Genomic DNA, 17,771 nt, shown 5'->3' with positions numbered 1-17,771 from the left:
CATGGCCGCGATACTTTACCTGGCCGCATTGCTTGCCATCGCACTCGGCCTGGCGCACTCCATCCTGGGCGAGCGCTATATCCTGATCCGTCTGTTCCGGCGCGATAATCTGCCGCAGGTGCTGGGCGGTACCAGCTTCAGCATCGGCACGCTGCGCTTCGTGTGGCACGAAACCACAGTGGCGCTGTGGGGCTTTGCCGCCTTGCTGGTCCAGCTGGCGCAGGGCCGGTTGACGCCCGCCGCCGTCGCCGGCACCATGGGCTGGACCCTGGTCGCGGCGGGCCTGCTGCCGCTGGTGTGCACGCGCGGCGCAGGCATAAAAAACGCAGGCCGGGCCGCTTGGCCCGCCTGCGTTCTCCAGACTGCGCGGCGAACCGCGCATCCCGTCACTTACTCGTAGTCGCTCATCGGCGCGCAGCCGCAGAACAGGTTGCGGTCGCCGTAGACGTTGTCGGCGCGACCGACCGGCGGCCAATACTTCTGCTTGCGCAGCGACGGCACAGGATAGGCCGCCACTTCGCGGCTGTACTTGCGCTCCCACTGGTCGGCGGTCAGTACCTCGGCGGTGTGCGGCGCGAACTTGAGCGGATTGTCCAGCTTGTCGAACTCGCCGCTTTCAACCTTGGCGATCTCGCCGCGGATGGCGATCATCGCATCGATGAAGCGGTCCATCTCGACCTTCGATTCGCTCTCGGTCGGCTCGATCATCAGCGTGCCCGGTACCGGGAAGCTCATGGTCGGCGCGTGGAAGCCGAAGTCCATCAAGCGCTTGGCCACGTCTTCGTTGCTGATGCCGGTGGCGTCCTGCAGCGGACGCAGGTCGATGATGCACTCGTGCGCCACCAGGCCGTCGTGGCCCGAGTACAGCACCGGGAAGTGCGGCGACAAACGGCGCGCGATGTAGTTGGCGTTCAGGATCGCGGTTTCGGTCGCGGCGGTCAGGCCTTCCGCGCCCATCATCGCGATGTACATCCACGAAATCGGCAGGATGCTGGCCGAACCGTACGGCGCGGCGCTGACCGAACCGATGCCGGCGTTGTCGCGGATGTAGCCGCTCGAACGCTGGTTAGGCAGGAACTTCGCCAGGTGCGCGCCGACGCCGATAGGACCGACGCCCGGGCCGCCGCCACCGTGCGGAATGCAGAAGGTCTTGTGCAGGTTCAGGTGCGAGACGTCGCCGCCGAACGAGCCCGGAGCCGCCACGCCGACCAGCGCGTTCATGTTGGCGCCGTCGATGTAGACCTGGCCGCCGTGGCCATGGACGATTTCGCACAGTTCCTGGATGCCTTCTTCGAACACGCCGTGGGTCGATGGGTAGGTCACCATCACGCAGGCCAGGTTCTTCGAGTGCTGTTCAGCTTTCGCCTTCAGGTCGGCCAGGTCGACGTTGCCGCTGGCGTCGCAGGCGGTCACCACCACCTGCATGCCGACCATGTTGGCCGATGCCGGGTTGGTGCCGTGCGCCGACGATGGAATCAGGCAGATGTTGCGATGGCCTTCGCCGCGCGACTGGTGGTATGCCTGGATCACCAGCAGACCGGCGTACTCGCCCTGCGAACCGGCGTTGGGCTGCAGCGAGACGGCGGCGTAGCCGGTCAGCGCGCACAGCATCTCTTCCAGCTGCGAGATCATTTCGCGGTAGCCGACGGTTTGCGCGTCCGGCGCGAACGGGTGGATGTTGGAGAACTCGGGCCAGGTGACCGGGATCATTTCGGACGTCGCGTTCAGCTTCATGGTGCACGAACCCAGCGGGATCATGGTGCGGTCCAGCGCCAGGTCCTTGTCCGCCAGGCTGCGCAGGTAGCGCAGCATTTCGGTTTCGGAATGGTAGCGGTTGAAGACCGGGTGGCTCAGGTATTCGCTGGTGCGCGACAGCGCCGCCGGGAAGGCCTCGGCAACCGCGGCTTCCACGCCATCGAAGTCCGGGCCGTGGGCCGGGCCGCCGACCGGATGCGCGAACACGGTCCACAGCAGCGCGATGTCTTCGCGGCTGGTGGTTTCGTCCAGCGATACGCCGACGTGGGTGGCGTCGATCACGCGCAGGTTGACGCCGTGCGAGTGGGCCGATGCGTGCAGCTGTTCGGCGTTCTTGACGGCCACGGTCAGCGTGTCGAAGAAGGTCTCGTTGGTGACGGTGTAGCCCAGGCTCTTCAGGTTGGCGGCCAGCACGCCGGTGTAGCGGTGCACGCGCCGGGCGATCTGCAGCAGGCCTTTCGGGCCGTGGTAGACGGCGTACATCGACGCCATCACCGCCAGCAGCACCTGCGCGGTGCAGATGTTGGACGTGGCTTTTTCGCGGCGGATGTGCTGCTCGCGGGTTTGCAGCGCCAGGCGGTATGCCTTGTTGCCCTGGGCGTCGATGGTGACGCCGACCAGGCGGCCGGACATGCTGCGCTTGAATTCGTCGCGGGTCGCCAGGTAGCCTGCGTGCGGGCCGCCGAAGCCCAGCGGTACGCCGAAGCGCTGGCTGTTGCCGACCACCACGTCCGCGCCCCATTCGCCGGGAGGCGTCAACATGGTCAGCGCCAGCAGGTCGGCGGCGACCACCACCATCGCGCCCTTGGCCTTGATGGCTTCAACGCCGGCCTTGTAATCGCGCACCACGCCGTTCACGCCCGGGTATTGCAGCAGCACGCCGAAGCAGTCGCCCACGGCCGACAGTTCGGCCGGGTGGAAGGACTTGACCTCGACGCCGAGCGGCTTGGCGCGGGTTTCGACCACTTCGCGGGTCTGCGGCAGCACGTCGTCGGCCACGTAGAAGGTCATCGATTTCGATTTGCCCACGCGCTGGATCAGCGTCATCGCTTCAGCGGCGGCCGTGCCTTCGTCCAGCATCGAGGCGTTGGCGATGCCCATGCCGGTCAGGTCGGTGATGGTCTGCTGGAAGTTCAGGATCGCTTCCAGGCGGCCTTGCGAAATCTCCGGCTGGTACGGGGTGTAGGCGGTGTACCAGGCCGGGTTTTCGAAGATGTTACGCAGCACCACGCCAGGCGTGACGGTGTTGTAGTAGCCCTGGCCGATCAACGACTTGAGCACCTTGTTCTTCGAGGCGATCTTTTTCAGTTTGGACAGCGCTTCCTGTTCCGGCATCGGCTGCGAGTACGCGCCCAGCGGCAGTGCGCCTTTGTTGCGGATGTTGGATGGGACCAGGGCGTCGATCAGGGCTGCGCGCGAGGCGTAACCGAGTACCGACAGCATGGCTTCCTGTTCTGCGGCGTCAGGGCCGATATGGCGGGCGATGAAGGCGTCGCGGGCTTCGAGTTGGGTCAGGCTGGTGCGGGTCATGATATGGGCGAGGGCAGTATGAGGAATGGTGCGATGCGTCCTTCCCGCGTGCGCGGGAAGGACGGGGCGTATTACGCTTCGGTGGTCTTGCCGTAGGCGGCGGCGTCCAGCAGGCCGTCGATCGCGGCGGCGTCGGCCGGCTTGATCTTGAACAGCCAGGCGCTGTAGGCGTCGGCGTTGATCGACTCGGGCGTGTCGACCACGTCGTCGTTGACGGCAATCACTTCACCGGCGATCGGCGCGTAGATGTCGCTGGCCGCTTTGACCGATTCCACCACGGCGGCATCGTCGCCGGCGCCGTAGGTGGTGCCTACTTTTGGCAGTTCGACGAAGACGATGTCGCCCAGCGCATCCTGTGCGAACTCGGTGATGCCGACGGTGACGGTGCCGTCAGCTTCAGCGCGTACCCATTCGTGGGATTCGGTGTACTTCAGGTCGGCAGGAATGTTCATGTAGGGCTCCAGAAGGGTGATAGGGTGATTCGAAAATTAAACAGCCAGGATTTTACCGTTGCGCACGAACGGCAGCTTGACCACCGACGCGGCCAGTTTCTTGTCGCGGATCTCGACGTGCACGGTGTCGCCGACGGCCACGCCGTTCGGCACCCGCGCCAGGGCGATCGCCTGTTGCATCGACGGGCTGAAGGTGCCGCTGGTGATCTCGCCGGTGGCGTCGCTGCCCGCTACCACCACCTTCTGGTGGGCGCGCAGCACGCCGCCTTTTTCGCGCAGGATCAGGCCGACGAACTGGGCGTTCTGGCCCATCGCCTGCAGCGCTGCCTTGCCGATGAAGTCGCGCTCGGCGACCAGGTCGATGGTCCAGGCCAGGCCGGCGTCCAGCGGGTTGACGGTTTCGTCCATGTCCTGGCCGTACAGGTTCATGCCGGCTTCCAGGCGCAGCGTGTCGCGCGCGCCCAGGCCGGCCGGCTTGACGCCGGCGGCGACCAGCGCGTTCCACAGGTTCTCGGCCTGCTCGGCGGCGACGCCGATTTCAAAGCCGTCTTCGCCGGTATAGCCGGTGCGGGCGATCATCGCCTCGCCGAAGGTCGGGCTCTGGGCGAAGGCGACGTTGAACGGCTTCATCTCGGCCGTGCCTTCCTTCGATTCCGGGATCACTTGCCAGACCTTGGCGCGGGCGTTCGGGCCCTGCACGGCGATCAGCGCCATCGCGTCGGCGCCGTCGCGGCGTTGGGTGATGGTCAGGCCGGCGCTGGTGGCGGCGTTGTGCTGCTGCATCCAGGCCACGTCTTTTTCAGCGGTGCCGGCGTTGACCACCAGGCGGAACCAGCTCTCGTTGATGAAGTAGACGATCAGGTCGTCGATCACGAAGCCCTGTGGGTTCAGCATGCAGGAGTACAGCGCCTTGCCCGATACCTGCAGCTTGTCGACGTTGTTGGCCAGCAGGCCGCGCAGGAAACCGCGCACATGGTCGCCCTTGATGTCGACCACGCACATGTGGGCGACGTCGAACATGCCGACGTCGGTGCGCACGGCGTTGTGTTCCTCAATTTGGGAGCCGTAGTTGACCGGCATGTCCCAGCCGCCGAAATCGACCATCTTGGCGCCGGCTGCGCGGTGGGCATTGTTGAGTGGGGTGGCTTTAAGCGTCATAATTCCTCGGTCCAATTCGAATAGGGGTTAACAGAACATACAAGGAAACGCTCAACAAAAGCTGATTCCACAATGATCGCAGACCCCTCTGTCCTTGGTACCTGAGAGATTACGGGAGGAGACTGGCTCCTGGTTCCCGTGCGCCCCTTCGGTGGGTCGCCAGCTTGCGCCGCGGCCGCTCTCCAGAGTTGGTCCAGTTGGCGTCCCGTCGAATCATCCATCCGACGGCCGCGCTGGTCCCTTGATCGGTCCTTTTGCCTGAGAGTTTTTGGGTAGTGCCCCTTCGGCGGCAACGCTGGATTGCCCTCTCCCGATCAAGACTCGGGAATATATGTCAGAAGTACCTTGTTGTCAATCTGAAGCCCGTTTTTAGACGAGCGCGGCCGCCGCACGAATGAAATGCAATAATAAGACTCGAAAGACAACTATTTGCTAGAATAAATCACACTTATTCGAGAGCCCAGCCATGAGCCAAGATTCCACTACTTACGAGGGCCACGCGTGGTTCACCCTGTCCGGCGATGTCAACAGCGACATGGTCCGCCGCGTCTTCGACGCGGTCGCCGACATGACCGAAGACCGCGTCACCACCGCCCACATCCTGATCCAGTCGAACGGCGGCTACGTCAGCGACGGCATTTGCCTGTACAACTACCTGAGCAAGCTGCCGATCAAGATCATCACCTACAACGCCGGCGCGGTGGCATCGATCGCGGTGATCCTGTTCCTGTCCGGCGCCGAGCGCTACGCCAGCGACACGGCGCGCTTCATGGTGCACAAGTCGCACGCCAGCGCGCCGCACGGCGCCCGCCCGGACGCGCTGCGCATCATCGTCGAAGGCTTGCAGGCCGACGACGCCCGCACCGAGCAGATCCTGCGCGACCACGTGGAATTGAGCGACGAGCACTGGCGCATCCATGAGTATTCGGACCTGCACCTGACGGCGGCCGAAGGCTTGACGGTGGGGATGGTCAATGCGGTGAAGGATTTCGTGCCGCCGCGCGGACAACGGGTGACGAATATTTGAAAAAGTTGCGGCGCCCGGTGACGGCGCCGCAGGGACCGCGCCGGCCTGGTTAGCGGTCTTTATTGCCGGACTGCTTGTTGGCGTCGTTTTTGTGGCTCTGACGGCCGGCCTCCACGTGTTGCTCATGGGTGCCGCCCTGGGTGCCGCCGCCGCTGCCGCGCGACCCGCCGGACGAACCCTGGCCGCCCGATTGCTTGCTGCTGCCCTGATCCGAGCCTTGCTTGCTACTGCCACCTTTTTGATTCGAGCTCATGTCGATTCCTTTGCGAAAGTGAAAGAACGTGCTTGCCAAAACCGCGTCGGCGCTTGCATTCCGGCGCGTTTTTGGTATCGCAATGATGCGGGCTCGATCCGGCGATCGCTATCGGAATTTCTCTTGGTGGCGTGTAGGAGTACGCCTTGCCAGCCGCTTAAAATTCCTCCCATTCCACCTCCTTGTTGCGCTGACCGCTCAGCGGCGGACGAACGGCCGGCGCGGCTTTGCCGCGCGCCGGTGCCGCCGCCCATGCCCGCTCCGGCCGGGCCGGTGACGGTGCACGCCGGCCGCCAGCGCTGGCGGCGCCCGCATGCGTCATCCGGTTTGCCGGCGCGGCGAGCTCGGCGGCCAGGGCAGGGGCCGGAAGCGGTTCGTCCTGGACGGAAAATACGCCGATCGCCTGATTCAACTTGCCGGATTCGGCTTGCATCGCGGCCGTCGCCGCAGTCGCCTGCTCGACCAGGGCGGCGTTCTGCTGGGTGGCCTGGTCCATTTCCGCCACCGCCTGGTTGACTTGCTCCAGCCCGGTGGTCTGCTCGGCGCTGGCGTCGGCGATTTCGCCTATCAGTCCGGTCACGCGCTTGACGCTGCCGACCACCTCGTCCATCGTGTTGCGCGCCTGGTCGGCCAATTGCGTGCCGCGCGCCACTTTGTCGACCGAATCGGCGATCAGCTCCTTGATCTCCTTGGCCGCCGCCGCGCTGCGCTGCGCCAGGTTGCGCACTTCCGACGCCACCACCGCGAAGCCGCGCCCCTGTTCGCCGGCGCGGGCCGCCTCCACTGCCGCATTCAAGGCCAGGATGTTGGTCTGGAAGGCGATGCCGTCGATGACGCCGATGATCTCGGCGATCTTGCGCGAGCTGTCGTTGATGGACGCCATCGTGCCCACCACCTGCTCGACGTCGGCGCCGCCGCGCAGCGCCACGGCGGACGCCGACAGCGCCAGCTGGTTGGCCTGCATTGCGTGCTCGGCGTTTTGCTTGACGGTGGCCGTCAGCTGCTCCATCGACGACGCGGTTTCCTCCAGCGACGCGGCCTGTTGCTCGGTGCGGGTCGACAGGTTCAGGTTGCCCGCGGCGATCTCGCGCGCGCCGTCGTCGATGGCGAGGGCGCCGTGCTGCACGTGGCCGATGATGCCCAGCAGGCTGTCGTTCATGTGCTGCATCGCCTGCAGCAGCTTGCCGGTCTCGTTGTTGGCGGTGGCGCCGATGCGGGTGCCGAGGTCGCCGCCGGCGATGCGCTGCGCCGCCTGCATCGCCCGCTGCAACGGCACCGAGATCGAACGGGCCAGCCACAGCGCCAGCAGCGCGCCGCCGAAGAGCGCCATGCCGAGCGTGCTCAGCGTGATCAGGCGGGCGCCGTCGTACAGTTCGTCGGCCGCGCGCGCCGCCTGCCGGCTGCCGGCCACCTGCGCCGCCAACAGCTTGTCGAGCTGGCCGTTCACGGCGTCCAGCGCTTGCTGCGAGCGGCCCCTGAGCAGGGCGCTGGCCTCGTCCTTCCTGGCTTCGGCGGCGAGGGCGATCATGCGCTTGTGTTCGGTGGCGAAATCGGCGGCCAGGCGCAGCAGTTCCGTGGCCAGCGGCTGTTGCGGCGTCCCGGCCAGCAGCCGCGCCAGCTGGCCGGCATGGTCGCGCAGGTCGGCGTGGGCCGCGCCCAGCTTGCGGTCGGCGTCGGCGATGCTGTCCTTGTCGCCGACCACCACATATTCCAGCTTGCGCACTTCCTGCAAATCGTTGCGCAGGGACAGTACTGCTATAGTCTGTGGCAACCATTTTCCGGACAAGTCGGCGGCGGCCTGGTCGATCTGCCCCATGCGGGCCAAGGCGTTCAGGACCAGCAGTGTAGTCAGGCCGAGCAGGACGGCGAAGGCGGCCAGCAGCTTGCTGGAGATTTCCAGGTTATGCAGGAGTTTCATGGCGGGGTCTCGCTGGCGACGGAAGGAAATTGTTATGTTAGGGAAACTTCAATCTTGTCCTTTGCGCCCCGTCAATACTGGGTTTCATGCCAAAAAAGTTGTGGAAAAACGGGAAAATACGCGAAATATTGCACAGTCTTTCCTTTCCGGTATTGCCATACAGAAAGAATGTGTAAGAATGTCGTAAACGGACTCACCTATCACAGCAGGACACATCATGGTTGCAACTTCCACAACGCCCGGATTGCCGAAAAAGACGGTCTCGCCGCGGCATGCCTTGTTGGAGGAGTTGATCGGCATCGCCACCAAGCATGCCAGCGACCAGTATCTGGACCTGGCCACGCGCCTGGCCGGCGCCTTGATCGACGCCACCGGCGGCGATCCGCGCACCATGCAGCAGCGCATCCGCGCCGGCAACCAGCTCCGCAATCGCAACTTCGCCTTCCTGCATCTGGCCTCCGCCACGCTGGAGAAGGCGTTGCGGCGCGAGATCGCCGAGTTGTCGCCGACGGTCAAGGGCAAGCTGCGCGAGGCCGAGCAGCCGTTGTCGCTGGTGCCGTTCGAGGAGATGGATAACAAGGTCGCGCTCAGCGGCGTCAGCAAGCCGTTCGAGAGCAAGTATTCCGACCAGTTGCAAACGCTGAACGTGCGCCTGGCCTTCCTGCTCGATCGCGATATCCTGCGCGTCAGCCAGAACCCGTTCCGGCCCGACGTGTTCCTGGTCGCCCTGCAGCAGGCCTGGACCGAGTTCGATACCGAGGCCGATGCCGCGCCGCTGTTGCAGCCGCTGATCAAGCCGGGCATGTTCATCGAGCTGGGCCCGATGCTGGATGCCTTGAACCTGGCCTTGCAGAGCAAGGGTGTGTTGCCCGGATCGGTGGACGGCCACCAGGGACGCAAGGCGGACAAAGCCAAGGCCGCGGCGCCGTCGCGCGTGCGCGGCAACCAGGCGGCGCTGGCGCAGCAGTTGCGGCAGTTCTTTGCCTCCAGCGACGTGGAGGGTTCCGCCGCGGGGGCGATCGTCGACGACATCGCCGATGGCCTGATGCATGGCGTAGACCTGAGCATTCCCGATCTGCCGATGTCGGCGCTGAACTCGGGCGCGGCGTGGGTACCGAATGCGGCCGCGCGGGGCGGCGCCGGCGCTGTTGTGCCAGGAGCCGTAGGCGCGGTTGGCGGCGCTGGACAGGGCGCGGCCGTTGTTGGCGCTCATGGCGGCATGACGGCAGCGCACGGCGTCCAGGGTGGCGTGGCGATGGCTCCGGGCTTTGTCGCTGGCGTGGCGGGTGCGCCGGCCGTCGCTGCGGGCGGATTCGCATCTGCGGGCGGCGTCTGGGTGCAAGGCCCCGCACAAGGCTTGCTGCCCGACTCCATCAGCAACGAAGACGCGCAACGCCTGTCGCAGATCGGCGCCAAGCAGCCGTTGCTGGCGTATCTGGCGCAGCTGCAAAAAGCCGTGCCTTACGAATCGATCGGTACGTTGGGCGCGGTGGCTGGTTTCGCCGCCGGACCGGCGCCGTCCGGCCAGGCCGCGCTCGATGCCGCACCGGCGGCGGGCGGCAACGTGTTTTACCTGCCCAACATCAAGGCCAGCATGCCGCAGGGCAGCCTGTCGCGCACCGACGAAAGCACCATCGATCTGCTGTCGGCGATCTTCGACACCGTCTTCCACGACCAGAACATCTCGCAGGAAATCCGCGACCTGATCCGCTTCCTGCAAATCCCGGTGCTGAAGGCCGCACTGGTCGACAAGAATTTCTTCTTCCAGGAAGCCCATCCGGCGCGCCGCCTGATCGACCTGTTGTCGCGCATGGGCTGGGAGCAGCGCAAGGGGCCGGAAGACCCGTTGTTCCAGGCGATGCAGCGCAGCGTGGACCGCGTCGGCCGCGATTACGAGCATGAACTGTCGGTCTTCACCGAAGCGGTCAATGAGCTGGAGGCGTCGATCCAGGCCGAAGAGCGCGCCGCCGCCACCGCCATCGCCGAACCGATCGCCGCCGCGCTGAAGCAGGAGCGGATGGCCGAGTCGACCAAGCTGGCCAGGAACGCCGTGGCGCTGCGCATCGGCACCGGCGAGGTGATCGCCGTGGTGGAAGCCTTCCTCGAACAGCGCTGGGTGTCGGTGCTGACCATCGCCTACAGCATCGAGGACGACAAGCCTGGCGCCGTCAACAACGCCACCAAGACCATGGACGACCTGATCTGGAGCGTGCGTCCCAAGCTCAACGCCGATGAGCGCAAGCAGCTGATCGCCAAGCTGCCGGTGCTGCTGACCACGCTCAACAAATGGCTGGACATCATCAAGTGGCAGGACGCCGACCGCCTGCAATTCTTTGCCGAGCTGGCCGAGTGTCACGCCTCCATCGTGCGCGCGCCGCTGGAGATGTCGCCCGAACGTCAGCTGGAAATTTCGATGCAGGTGGCGCAGCAGGCGGCCGAGCGGCGCCTGGAGCTGCAAGCCAAAGCCGACGCGGCCGCCAAGGCGGAAGCCGAAGCGCGCGCCGGACAGCAAGCCGATCCCGAAGAGGAGGACGCCGCCATCGAAGTCGACAGCCTGACGCGCGGCATGTGGCTGGAGTTCGAGCAGGAGGACGGCGGCAGCCGCAAGGTCAAGCTGGCGTGGATCAGTCCGTTGCGCACCTTGTACATCTTCTCGACGGCGGCGCGGCAGGAAGCGTTCTCGATGTCCGGCGAACAGCTGGCCAAGCGCTTCCTCGAACAGACCGTGCAGGTAGTGCGCAGCGAAGGCGTGGTCGCCGTCGCGCTATCGCAAGCGCTGGCCCGCAGCGCCGACAACGACGCCTCCATCGACCCGCCAGCCTCGGCGTTCGGTTAAGTTCTTCCGCTGTTACTTCGAATTCGTCAAAGTCAGCAACGCGCCGCCCATGCCGACGAAGATCACACCGGTGGTGCGCTTGGCCAGGCGGGTGCGGGCGATGCTCTGCTTGACGCTGCGCTTCAACCACGACGCGCACGCCACGTAGAAGAAGTGCGACAACAGCGTGCAGCTGGTGAAGGTCGACGTCAACAGCAGGAAGCGCACCGGATCCACGTGATCCGGCGGCATGAACTGCGGGAACACGGCGGTGAAAAACAGAATCGCCTTCGGATTGCTGACCGCGACCAGCAGGCCGGCGCGGAAGGTGCTCAGGCGGCTGGCCTCGGCCGCGTTCGGCGCGGCGGTCGCCGTGGCGGCGGTCTCCGCCGTCTCAGTGACCAGGCTGGCGTGGCGCCAGGCCTTGATGCCCAGGTAGATCAGGTAGGCCGCGCCGGCCACCTTCAGCGCGCCGAACGCCAAGGCCGAAGTCTTCAGCAACAGCCCCAGGCCAGCCACCGCCGTGGTCGCCACGATGAACACGCCCAGCGCATTGCCGGCCGAACTGTAGAGCGCGCGCCGCGCGCCCATGGTGGTCGCGGTCGAGATCGCCATCAGCACGCCCGGTCCGGGGCTGAACGCCGCCGCCAGGGAAACCGATAAGAACAACAGCCAGGTCGATACAGTCATTGCTAAACTCCAAAGGTAAGTGTCAGGGGAGGCCGTTGCAGCCGTGGCTGCGGAAGCCTGCGCGCTCGCTCAATCGGGCAAACCAGGCGTCGACCGCCGCCAGCGCGGGCCGCGCCATCGGCATCGAACGCCAGCGGTTGGCCGACAGCCCAAGGACGACGTCGGCCAGGGTCAGCACGTCGCCGCAGACGTACGGCCCGGCGGCCGCCAGGTGCGCGTCCAGCATGCCCATCAGCCGGTTCCATTCGGCCACGCTGGCCACCAGCGCCGCCGCGTCGCCATGCGCGGGACTCTGCCGTATCATCGCCATGAAGGCATAGCGCCAGGCGTTGTTCAGTTCGGTGGCCTGCCAGTCCATCCACTTTTCCACCTGGGCGCGCGCCATCGGCGCGGCCGGCAGCAGATCGGTGCGGCCGTGCTTGCCCGCCAGATAGCGGCAGATGGTGTTCGATTCCCACAGGCTTTGGCCGTCGTCGATGATGACCGGCACCATGCCGTTGGGATTCATGCGCAGGAATTCCGGCGTGGTGGTCGGCTGGAAGCCGCTGCCGTAGTCCTCCAGGCGGTAATCGAGACCGACTTCCGCGCACGTCCACAAGACCTTGCGGACATTGATGGAGGAGGATTTGCCGAGTATGGTGAGCATGGCAATAGTATGCCACGCCCCGTGCGAGCGCGTTGGCCGCCGCCTGATTTTGCTCCGGCTCTATTGTTGCACGGCAATTTTCGATAGAATGCGCCCGCGTGTGTTTTAATGACGCGGTGCAAAAACAACGATAGGGCGCTTTTAGATGATGATGTGGTGGCACGGTTTGAGTTTGACGGGGAGTCTGGCGGTAACCGGGCCAATAGGAGTCGCGATCGCCGTTTGGCTGTTGGCGGGCAAGTCGTGGCGCCTGACGGCGGCGTGGTGCGTGCTGTTCGGCATCGGCATGGCGCTGGTCGTGGCCACCAAGATGGCTTTCGTCGGCTGGGGGATAGGCGTGGAATCGGTCGAGTTCGCCGGCTTCAGCGGCCATGCGATGCGCGCCGCCGCCGTGTTCCCGGTCGCTTTCTTCCTGGCTTTCCGTTCGTCGTCGCAGCCATTGCGTGTGCTGGGGACCTTGTTTGGGGTGCTGCTGGCCGTGCTCATTTCCATCTCCCGCGTCTATGTGCAAGCCCATTCGGTGTCCGAGTCGGTGACCGGCTGCCTGCTCGGCCTGGCCGTGGCGGCGGTGTTCATCTGGTACGCCAGCACCGAGCACCACATGGCGCTGAGCCGGCTGCTGGTGGTGCTGTGCATCCCCGTGGTGCTGATCGCGCCGCGGGTGGAGCCGGTGCCGGCCGAAATGTGGATCACCCAGGCCGCGCTCTGGCTGTCCGGCCACGACAAACCTTATACCCGCGCCATTTGGCGCGAACCCAAAACCCCGCTACGATAGGCGCATGCACCGTCCATGACGCGCTTTCGGCCAGATTTGAAGCGCAAAATGGTATTATTGTGAACTTTTCCAGCCCACACACCAGATAACAACGTGCGTCTATCTTCCATCAAATTGTCGGGATTTAAGTCTTTCGTTGATCCCACCAATTTCCAGGTGCCGGGTCAGTTGGTTGGCGTGGTGGGTCCCAACGGTTGCGGCAAGTCGAACATCATCGACGCCGTGCGCTGGGTGCTGGGCGAGTCCAAGGCTTCCGAGCTGCGCGGCGAGTCCATGCAGGACGTTATCTTCAACGGCTCGACCCACCGCAAGCCGGCCGGGCGCGCCTCGGTCGAGCTGGTGTTCGACAACAACGACGGCAAGGCCTCCGGCCAGTGGGGCCAGTACGCCGAGATCGCCGTCAAGCGCACGCTGACGCGCGACGGCACCTCGACCTACTACATCAACGGCCAGCCGGTGCGCCGGCGCGACATCCAGGACATCTTCCTGGGCACCGGCCTCGGCCCGCGCGCTTACGCCATCATCGGCCAGGGCATGATCAGCCGCATCATCGAATCGCGCCCGGAAGAGCTGCGCGTGTTCCTGGAAGAAGCGGCCGGCGTCTCCAAGTACAAGGAACGTCGCCGCGAAACGGAAAACCGCCTGCACGACACCCGCGAGAACCTGCTGCGGGTGGACGACATCCTGCGCGAGCTGAACTCGAACCTTGAAAAGCTGGAAGGCCAGGCCGCCGTCGCCACCAAGTTCCACCAGCTGCAATCGGACCAGGAAGAGAAGCAAAAGCTGTTGTGGTTGCTGCGCAAGGTCGAGGCCGAAAACGAGCAGAAGAAATACTTCCGCGAAATGGAGCAGGCGCAGAACGACCTGGAAGAACAGACCGCCAAGCTGCGCAATGTCGAGCTGTCGCTGGAGCAGATGCGCCAGGGCCACTTCGCCGCCGGCGACCGCCTGCACACCGCGCAGGGCAGCCTGTACCAGACCAACGCCGAGATCGGTAGCCTGGAAGCGCAGATCAAGTTCGTCATCGAATCGCGCAGCCGCCTGCAAGCGCAGCTGGCCGCGCTGACCGCGCAGCGCGACCAGTGGCAGCACCAGGCCACCGAATACGGCGGCCAGATCGAGGAAGGCGAGTTCACGCTGGAAGAACTGGCGGCCAAGGTCGAGCAGTCGCAGATGATGGCCGAGCAGAAGGCCGAATCGCTGCCGATGCTGGAGCAGGTGTGGCGCGAGGCGCAGACCAAGAGCACCGAATCGCGCGCCCGCATCATGCAGGCGCAGCAGCAGCTGGAACTGGAATCGGCGCACCAGCGCAACGCCAACAACATCCTCAACGGCCTGGCCGTGCGGCGCGAGCGCCTGCAGCAGGAAAAGAGCGGCCTCAACCTGCCGGACAGCGCGCACCTGAGCAACCTGCGCCTGCAGCTGGAAGAAAAGCAGCAGGCGCTGGAAGAACAAGGCTACCTGCTGGACGAGGCGCTGGAACAGCAGCCCAGGCTGGACGAGGAACGCCAGGCCGCGCAGCAGCAGGTCAACGGCGAAAGCGCCGCCAACGCGCAACTGGAAGCGCGCCTGAACGCGCTGCGGCAGTTGCAGGAACGGGTGCAGACGCAGGGCAAAGTCACGCCGTGGCTGCAGAAGCACGAGCTCGACACGCTGCCGCGCCTGTGGCAAAAACTGAACATCGAATCCGGCTGGGAGACCGCGCTGGAATCCGTGCTGCGCGAGCGCACCTCGGCGTTGCAGATGTCGAACATCGAATGGGCCAAGGCCTTCTTCAACGATGCGCCGCCGGCCAAGCTGGCGCTGTTCGCGCCGTCGCCCGCGGTGCCGCCGGCGCCGGTGGAGGTGGCGGGCCTGAAGCCGTTCCTGAATCTGCTCAAGCTGAACGATCCCGGCCTGCGCGGCCTGCTGCAGGACTGGCTGCACAACGTCTACATCGCCGAGGACACGGCCGAAGCCTTCGCCGAGCGCGCCAAGCTGCCGGCCGGCGCCTGCTTCGTCACCCGCCAGGGCCACGCCGTCACGCAGGGCAGCGTGCGTTTCTACGCCGCCGACTCGGAGCAGGACGGCATGCTGGGCCGCCAGCAGGAAATCGACAACATCACCAAGCAGCTGCGCGCGCAGCAGATGCTGGCCGACGAGGCGCGCGCCCGTTCGGTGCGCGCCGATGCCGCCGTCTCCGAGCTGACGCACCGCCTGACCGAATACCGCGCCAAGCTGCAAAGCCTGCAGCAGTCGGTGCACACCTTGCAGCTGGACGTGGTCAAGCTGTCGGAGATCGAGACGCGCTTCAACCAGCGCAGCAACCAGATCGAAACCGACCTGGCCGAAATCGCCGCGCAGGAAGAGGAACACGCCCAGGTCAAGATGGAGTCCGAGGAGAAGTTTGAGCAGCTCGACATGGAACTCGGCAATCTGCAGGGCGACCACGAGGAAGGCCAGACCCTGTTCCTCGAAAAAGAGCAACGCCTGGCCGACGCCCGCGAAGCCTTGCGCGACCTGGAACGCGCCGCGCAGGAAGCGCAGTTTGCGGAGAAGTCCCAGCGCAGCAAGATCGAGGAATTCCGCCGCTCGATCGCCACCGCGACCGCGCAGGTGGCGCAGGTCACGCAAAGCCTGGAAGCGGGACAGGCCGAACTGGCCAGCCTCGAATCAGGCCAGGCCAACGAGGGCTTGCAGGATCTGCTGGACCGTCGCACCGGTCAGGAAAAAGCGCTGTCCGACGCCCGCCACGAACTCGATCAGATCACGCAGCAGTTGCGCATGTTCGAGGAGGGCCGCATGTCGACCGAGCGCGCCTTGCAGCCGCAGCGCGACAAGATCATGGAAATGCAGCTGAAGGAACAGGCCGCGCGCCTGAACCAGGAGCAGTTCGCCGCGCAGCTGGCCGAAGTGCAGGCCGACGAAGCGGCGCTGGCCGAGAAGCTGCATCCCGAGATGAAGGCCTCGTATCTGCAAGGTGAGGTGACCCGCCTGACCAATGCGATCTCGATGCTGGGCGCGGTCAACCTGGCCGCTCTGGACGAGCTGGCGACGGCCTCCGAACGCAAGAACTTCCTCGACGCGCAGAACGCCGACCTGAACGAGGCGATCAACACGCTGGAAGACGCGATCGCGCGCATCGACAAAGAGACCCGCGAACTGCTGCAAGACACCTTCGACCGCGTCAACGGCCACTTCTCCGAACTGTTCCCGATTCTGTTCGGCGGCGGCCAGGCGAAGCTGATCATGACCGGCGACGAAATCCTCGATTCCGGCGTGCAGGTCATGGCCCAGCCGCCGGGTAAAAAGAACGCCACCATTCACCTGTTGTCCGGCGGTGAAAAAGCGCTGACCGCAACGGCGCTGGTGTTCTCGATGTTCCGACTTAACCCCGCGCCGTTCTGCCTGCTCGACGAGGTCGATGCACCGCTGGACGACGCCAATACCGAACGATTCTGCCGGATGGTCAAACGCATGTCTGACCACACCCAATTCCTCTTCATCTCGCACAACAAGATTGCGATGGAGATGGCCAATCAACTGATCGGTGTGACGATGCAAGAGCAGGGCGTATCGCGCATCGTGGCGGTGGATATGGAATCCGCCGCAAACTTCGCTTCCGAGGCACAAGCAGCATGACAGACCTACAAATGAGTTTGATCGGAATCGCCGGCGTATTCGTCGCCGGCGTTTTCACCTACAACAAGATCCAGGAATACAAGGCGAAGAAGAGCGTCGAACGCGCTTTCTCGAACGACCATGACGATGTGCTGATGCGCACCGGCGATGCGCCGGTCTCGCGCCATGAGCCTAGCTTCTCGCTCGACAGCGCCGCTCCCGGCGTGGCGGGTGGCGAAGCCTCGGCCGCAGCCGCCGCGCTGGGCGCGGTGGTGGCCGAATTCGAGACCGATCCGGCCGCCCCGACGGCCGCGCCGCGCGTCAACGCCGTGACGCCGGCGGCCGAACAGGCCACCGCGCTGGTCGACCCGCTGATCGACTGCCTGCTGCCGCTGGCGCTGGAAGGCCCTGCACGCGGCGACAAGCTGCTGCCGGTGCTGCAAACGCTGCGCATGGTCGGCAACAAGCCGGTGCACTACATCGGCCTGGCCGTCAGCGGCGACTGGGAGCCCATCGTCCACGGCGGCATCTACACCAAGCTGCAAGGCGGCGTGCAGCTGGCCAGTCGCAGCACCGCATTGAACGAACTGGAATACTCGGAACTGGTCACGCGCCTGCGCGCGATGGCCGACGAAATCGGCGCCGAGCCGGAAATCCCGGACATGATCGAAGTGATGGCCGAAGCGCGCAACCTGCACCGCTTCGTCGCCGGCCACGACGCGCAGCTGGGCGTCAACCTGCAAACCAACGGCGCGCCATGGGCCATCTCCACCTTGCTGGGCGCGCTGGAAAAGCAGGGCTTCGACGTGCGTCCCGACGGCCGCTATGTGATGCCGGACGGCGAGGGCGGTCATCTGTTCTCGCTGTCGACCAACGTCACGCTGGCCGAGGAAACCACGCCGCGCCTGACGCTGCTGCTGGACGTGCCGTGCGTGACGCCGGCCCGCGACGGCTTCGGCGCGATGGTGGCTTGCGCCAAGTCGTTGGTGGGCCGCCTGGATGCGACCATCGTCGACGACTACAACCAGCCGTTGTCGGACGCCGCGCTGGCGGAGATCGCCGGCCAGGTACAGGATTTCTACGCCGAGATGAACGACGCCGATATTCCGGCCGGTTCCACCCGCGCGTTGCGTTTGTTTAGCTAGGAAGTAG

The 17,771-nt window shown here is 65.3% G+C and carries 13 protein-coding genes and 2 riboswitches; of the genes, 6 read left to right on the top strand and 7 right to left on the bottom strand.

Annotated features, from left to right (window positions below):
- The first annotated feature begins 1 nt into the window (after nucleotide 1).
- On the top strand, nucleotides 2-400 hold the full coding sequence (locus AC1RMD_RS23940) for a hypothetical protein (protein WP_492930081.1): 399 nt from the start codon (nucleotides 2-4) through the stop codon (nucleotides 398-400).
- Here the strand turns inward: AC1RMD_RS23940 and gcvP are convergent.
- The 3 genes from gcvP to gcvT form a co-directional block, all read right to left on the bottom strand.
- Nucleotides 391-3,285 (bottom strand): aminomethyl-transferring glycine dehydrogenase, encoded by a 2,895-nt coding sequence (gcvP, locus tag AC1RMD_RS23935; RefSeq protein ID WP_492930079.1) that lies wholly within the window; start codon nucleotides 3,283-3,285, stop codon nucleotides 391-393. The two genes, AC1RMD_RS23940 and gcvP, sit on opposite strands and share 10 nt — an antisense overlap.
- Nucleotides 3,286-3,356: 71 nt before the next feature.
- On the bottom strand, nucleotides 3,357-3,737 hold the full coding sequence (gcvH, locus tag AC1RMD_RS23930; RefSeq protein WP_492930077.1) for a glycine cleavage system protein GcvH: 381 nt from the start codon (nucleotides 3,735-3,737) through the stop codon (nucleotides 3,357-3,359).
- A 36-nt stretch (nucleotides 3,738-3,773) separates the two neighbouring features.
- The gene (gcvT, locus tag AC1RMD_RS23925) at nucleotides 3,774-4,895 is read right to left on the bottom strand and encodes a glycine cleavage system aminomethyltransferase GcvT (RefSeq protein WP_492930075.1); all 1,122 of its coding nucleotides are present in this window, start codon (nucleotides 4,893-4,895) and stop codon (nucleotides 3,774-3,776) included.
- Between the two features lie 78 nt (nucleotides 4,896-4,973).
- Nucleotides 4,974-5,091: riboswitch (glycine riboswitch) on the bottom strand.
- Between the two features lie 40 nt (nucleotides 5,092-5,131).
- A riboswitch (glycine riboswitch) is annotated at nucleotides 5,132-5,218 on the bottom strand.
- 143 nt (nucleotides 5,219-5,361) lie between these two features.
- Between gcvT and AC1RMD_RS23920 the strand changes: the two genes are divergently transcribed.
- Nucleotides 5,362-5,922, top strand: a complete 561-nt coding sequence (locus tag AC1RMD_RS23920; RefSeq protein WP_492930073.1) for an ATP-dependent Clp protease proteolytic subunit — start codon at nucleotides 5,362-5,364, stop codon at nucleotides 5,920-5,922.
- A gap of 49 nt (nucleotides 5,923-5,971) precedes the next feature.
- Here the strand turns inward: AC1RMD_RS23920 and AC1RMD_RS23915 are convergent, their stop codons facing one another.
- Nucleotides 5,972-6,175 carry a hypothetical protein gene (locus AC1RMD_RS23915; RefSeq protein WP_492930071.1) on the bottom strand — a complete coding sequence of 68 codons (204 nt, stop codon included), beginning with the start codon at nucleotides 6,173-6,175 and terminating at the stop codon, nucleotides 5,972-5,974.
- A gap of 157 nt (nucleotides 6,176-6,332) precedes the next feature.
- Entirely contained in the window at nucleotides 6,333-8,093 is a 1,761-nt protein-coding gene (locus tag AC1RMD_RS23910; protein WP_492930069.1) for a methyl-accepting chemotaxis protein, read from the bottom strand.
- Between the two features lie 217 nt (nucleotides 8,094-8,310).
- Here AC1RMD_RS23910 and AC1RMD_RS23905 point away from each other — a divergent pair, with 217 nt between their 5' ends.
- Nucleotides 8,311-10,929: a DUF1631 family protein gene (locus AC1RMD_RS23905; RefSeq protein WP_492930067.1), complete on the top strand. Its 2,619-nt coding sequence runs from the start codon at nucleotides 8,311-8,313 to the stop codon at nucleotides 10,927-10,929.
- A 12-nt stretch (nucleotides 10,930-10,941) separates the two neighbouring features.
- Here AC1RMD_RS23905 and AC1RMD_RS23900 read toward each other — a convergent pair whose 3' ends face one another.
- Together AC1RMD_RS23900 and AC1RMD_RS23895 are read right to left on the bottom strand one after the other, a co-directional pair.
- Nucleotides 10,942-11,598: a LysE family translocator gene (locus AC1RMD_RS23900; RefSeq protein WP_492930065.1), complete on the bottom strand. Its 657-nt coding sequence runs from the start codon at nucleotides 11,596-11,598 to the stop codon at nucleotides 10,942-10,944.
- Nucleotides 11,599-11,620: 22 nt separating this feature from the next.
- Entirely contained in the window at nucleotides 11,621-12,244 is a 624-nt protein-coding gene (locus AC1RMD_RS23895) for a glutathione S-transferase family protein (protein ID WP_492930063.1), read from the bottom strand.
- Nucleotides 12,245-12,473: 229 nt separating this feature from the next.
- Here AC1RMD_RS23895 and AC1RMD_RS23890 point away from each other — a divergent pair, with 229 nt between their 5' ends.
- The 3 genes from AC1RMD_RS23890 (at nucleotide 12,474) to AC1RMD_RS23880 (ending at nucleotide 17,764) form a co-directional block, all read left to right on the top strand.
- On the top strand, nucleotides 12,474-13,019 hold the full coding sequence (locus AC1RMD_RS23890) for a phosphatase PAP2 family protein (RefSeq protein ID WP_492930061.1): 546 nt from the start codon (nucleotides 12,474-12,476) through the stop codon (nucleotides 13,017-13,019).
- Nucleotides 13,020-13,112: 93 nt separating this feature from the next.
- Entirely contained in the window at nucleotides 13,113-16,640 is a 3,528-nt protein-coding gene (smc, locus tag AC1RMD_RS23885) for a chromosome segregation protein SMC (protein WP_492930059.1), read from the top strand.
- Nucleotides 16,637-17,764 carry a cell division protein ZipA C-terminal FtsZ-binding domain-containing protein gene (locus AC1RMD_RS23880; protein WP_492930057.1) on the top strand — a complete coding sequence of 376 codons (1,128 nt, stop codon included), beginning with the start codon at nucleotides 16,637-16,639 and terminating at the stop codon, nucleotides 17,762-17,764. Before smc ends, AC1RMD_RS23880 begins: the two co-directional genes overlap by 4 nt.
- The last annotated feature ends 7 nt before the right edge of the window (nucleotides 17,765-17,771 follow it).

Source organism: Duganella sp. GW822-FHT06D06 (genome assembly GCF_058799615.1).
Note: the sequence above shows the minus strand (reverse complement) of the source record. Positions and strands in the feature narration are given on the sequence as shown.

What these genes read in the sequence shown, in the direction of transcription:
- AC1RMD_RS23940 (WP_492930081.1), top strand. Translation starts at nt 2, where the DNA reads ATGGCCGCGATACTTTACCTGGCCGCATTGCTTGCCATCGCACTCGGC.
- gcvP (WP_492930079.1), bottom strand. Translation starts at nt 3,285, where the DNA reads ATGACCCGCACCAGCCTGACCCAACTCGAAGCCCGCGACGCCTTCATC.
- gcvH (WP_492930077.1), bottom strand. Translation starts at nt 3,737, where the DNA reads ATGAACATTCCTGCCGACCTGAAGTACACCGAATCCCACGAATGGGTA.
- gcvT (WP_492930075.1), bottom strand. Translation starts at nt 4,895, where the DNA reads ATGACGCTTAAAGCCACCCCACTCAACAATGCCCACCGCGCAGCCGGC.
- AC1RMD_RS23920 (WP_492930073.1), top strand. Translation starts at nt 5,362, where the DNA reads ATGAGCCAAGATTCCACTACTTACGAGGGCCACGCGTGGTTCACCCTG.
- AC1RMD_RS23915 (WP_492930071.1), bottom strand. Translation starts at nt 6,175, where the DNA reads ATGAGCTCGAATCAAAAAGGTGGCAGTAGCAAGCAAGGCTCGGATCAG.
- AC1RMD_RS23910 (WP_492930069.1), bottom strand. Translation starts at nt 8,093, where the DNA reads ATGAAACTCCTGCATAACCTGGAAATCTCCAGCAAGCTGCTGGCCGCC.
- AC1RMD_RS23905 (WP_492930067.1), top strand. Translation starts at nt 8,311, where the DNA reads ATGGTTGCAACTTCCACAACGCCCGGATTGCCGAAAAAGACGGTCTCG.
- AC1RMD_RS23900 (WP_492930065.1), bottom strand. Translation starts at nt 11,598, where the DNA reads ATGACTGTATCGACCTGGCTGTTGTTCTTATCGGTTTCCCTGGCGGCG.
- AC1RMD_RS23895 (WP_492930063.1), bottom strand. Translation starts at nt 12,244, where the DNA reads ATGCTCACCATACTCGGCAAATCCTCCTCCATCAATGTCCGCAAGGTC.
- AC1RMD_RS23880 (WP_492930057.1), top strand. Translation starts at nt 16,637, where the DNA reads ATGACAGACCTACAAATGAGTTTGATCGGAATCGCCGGCGTATTCGTC.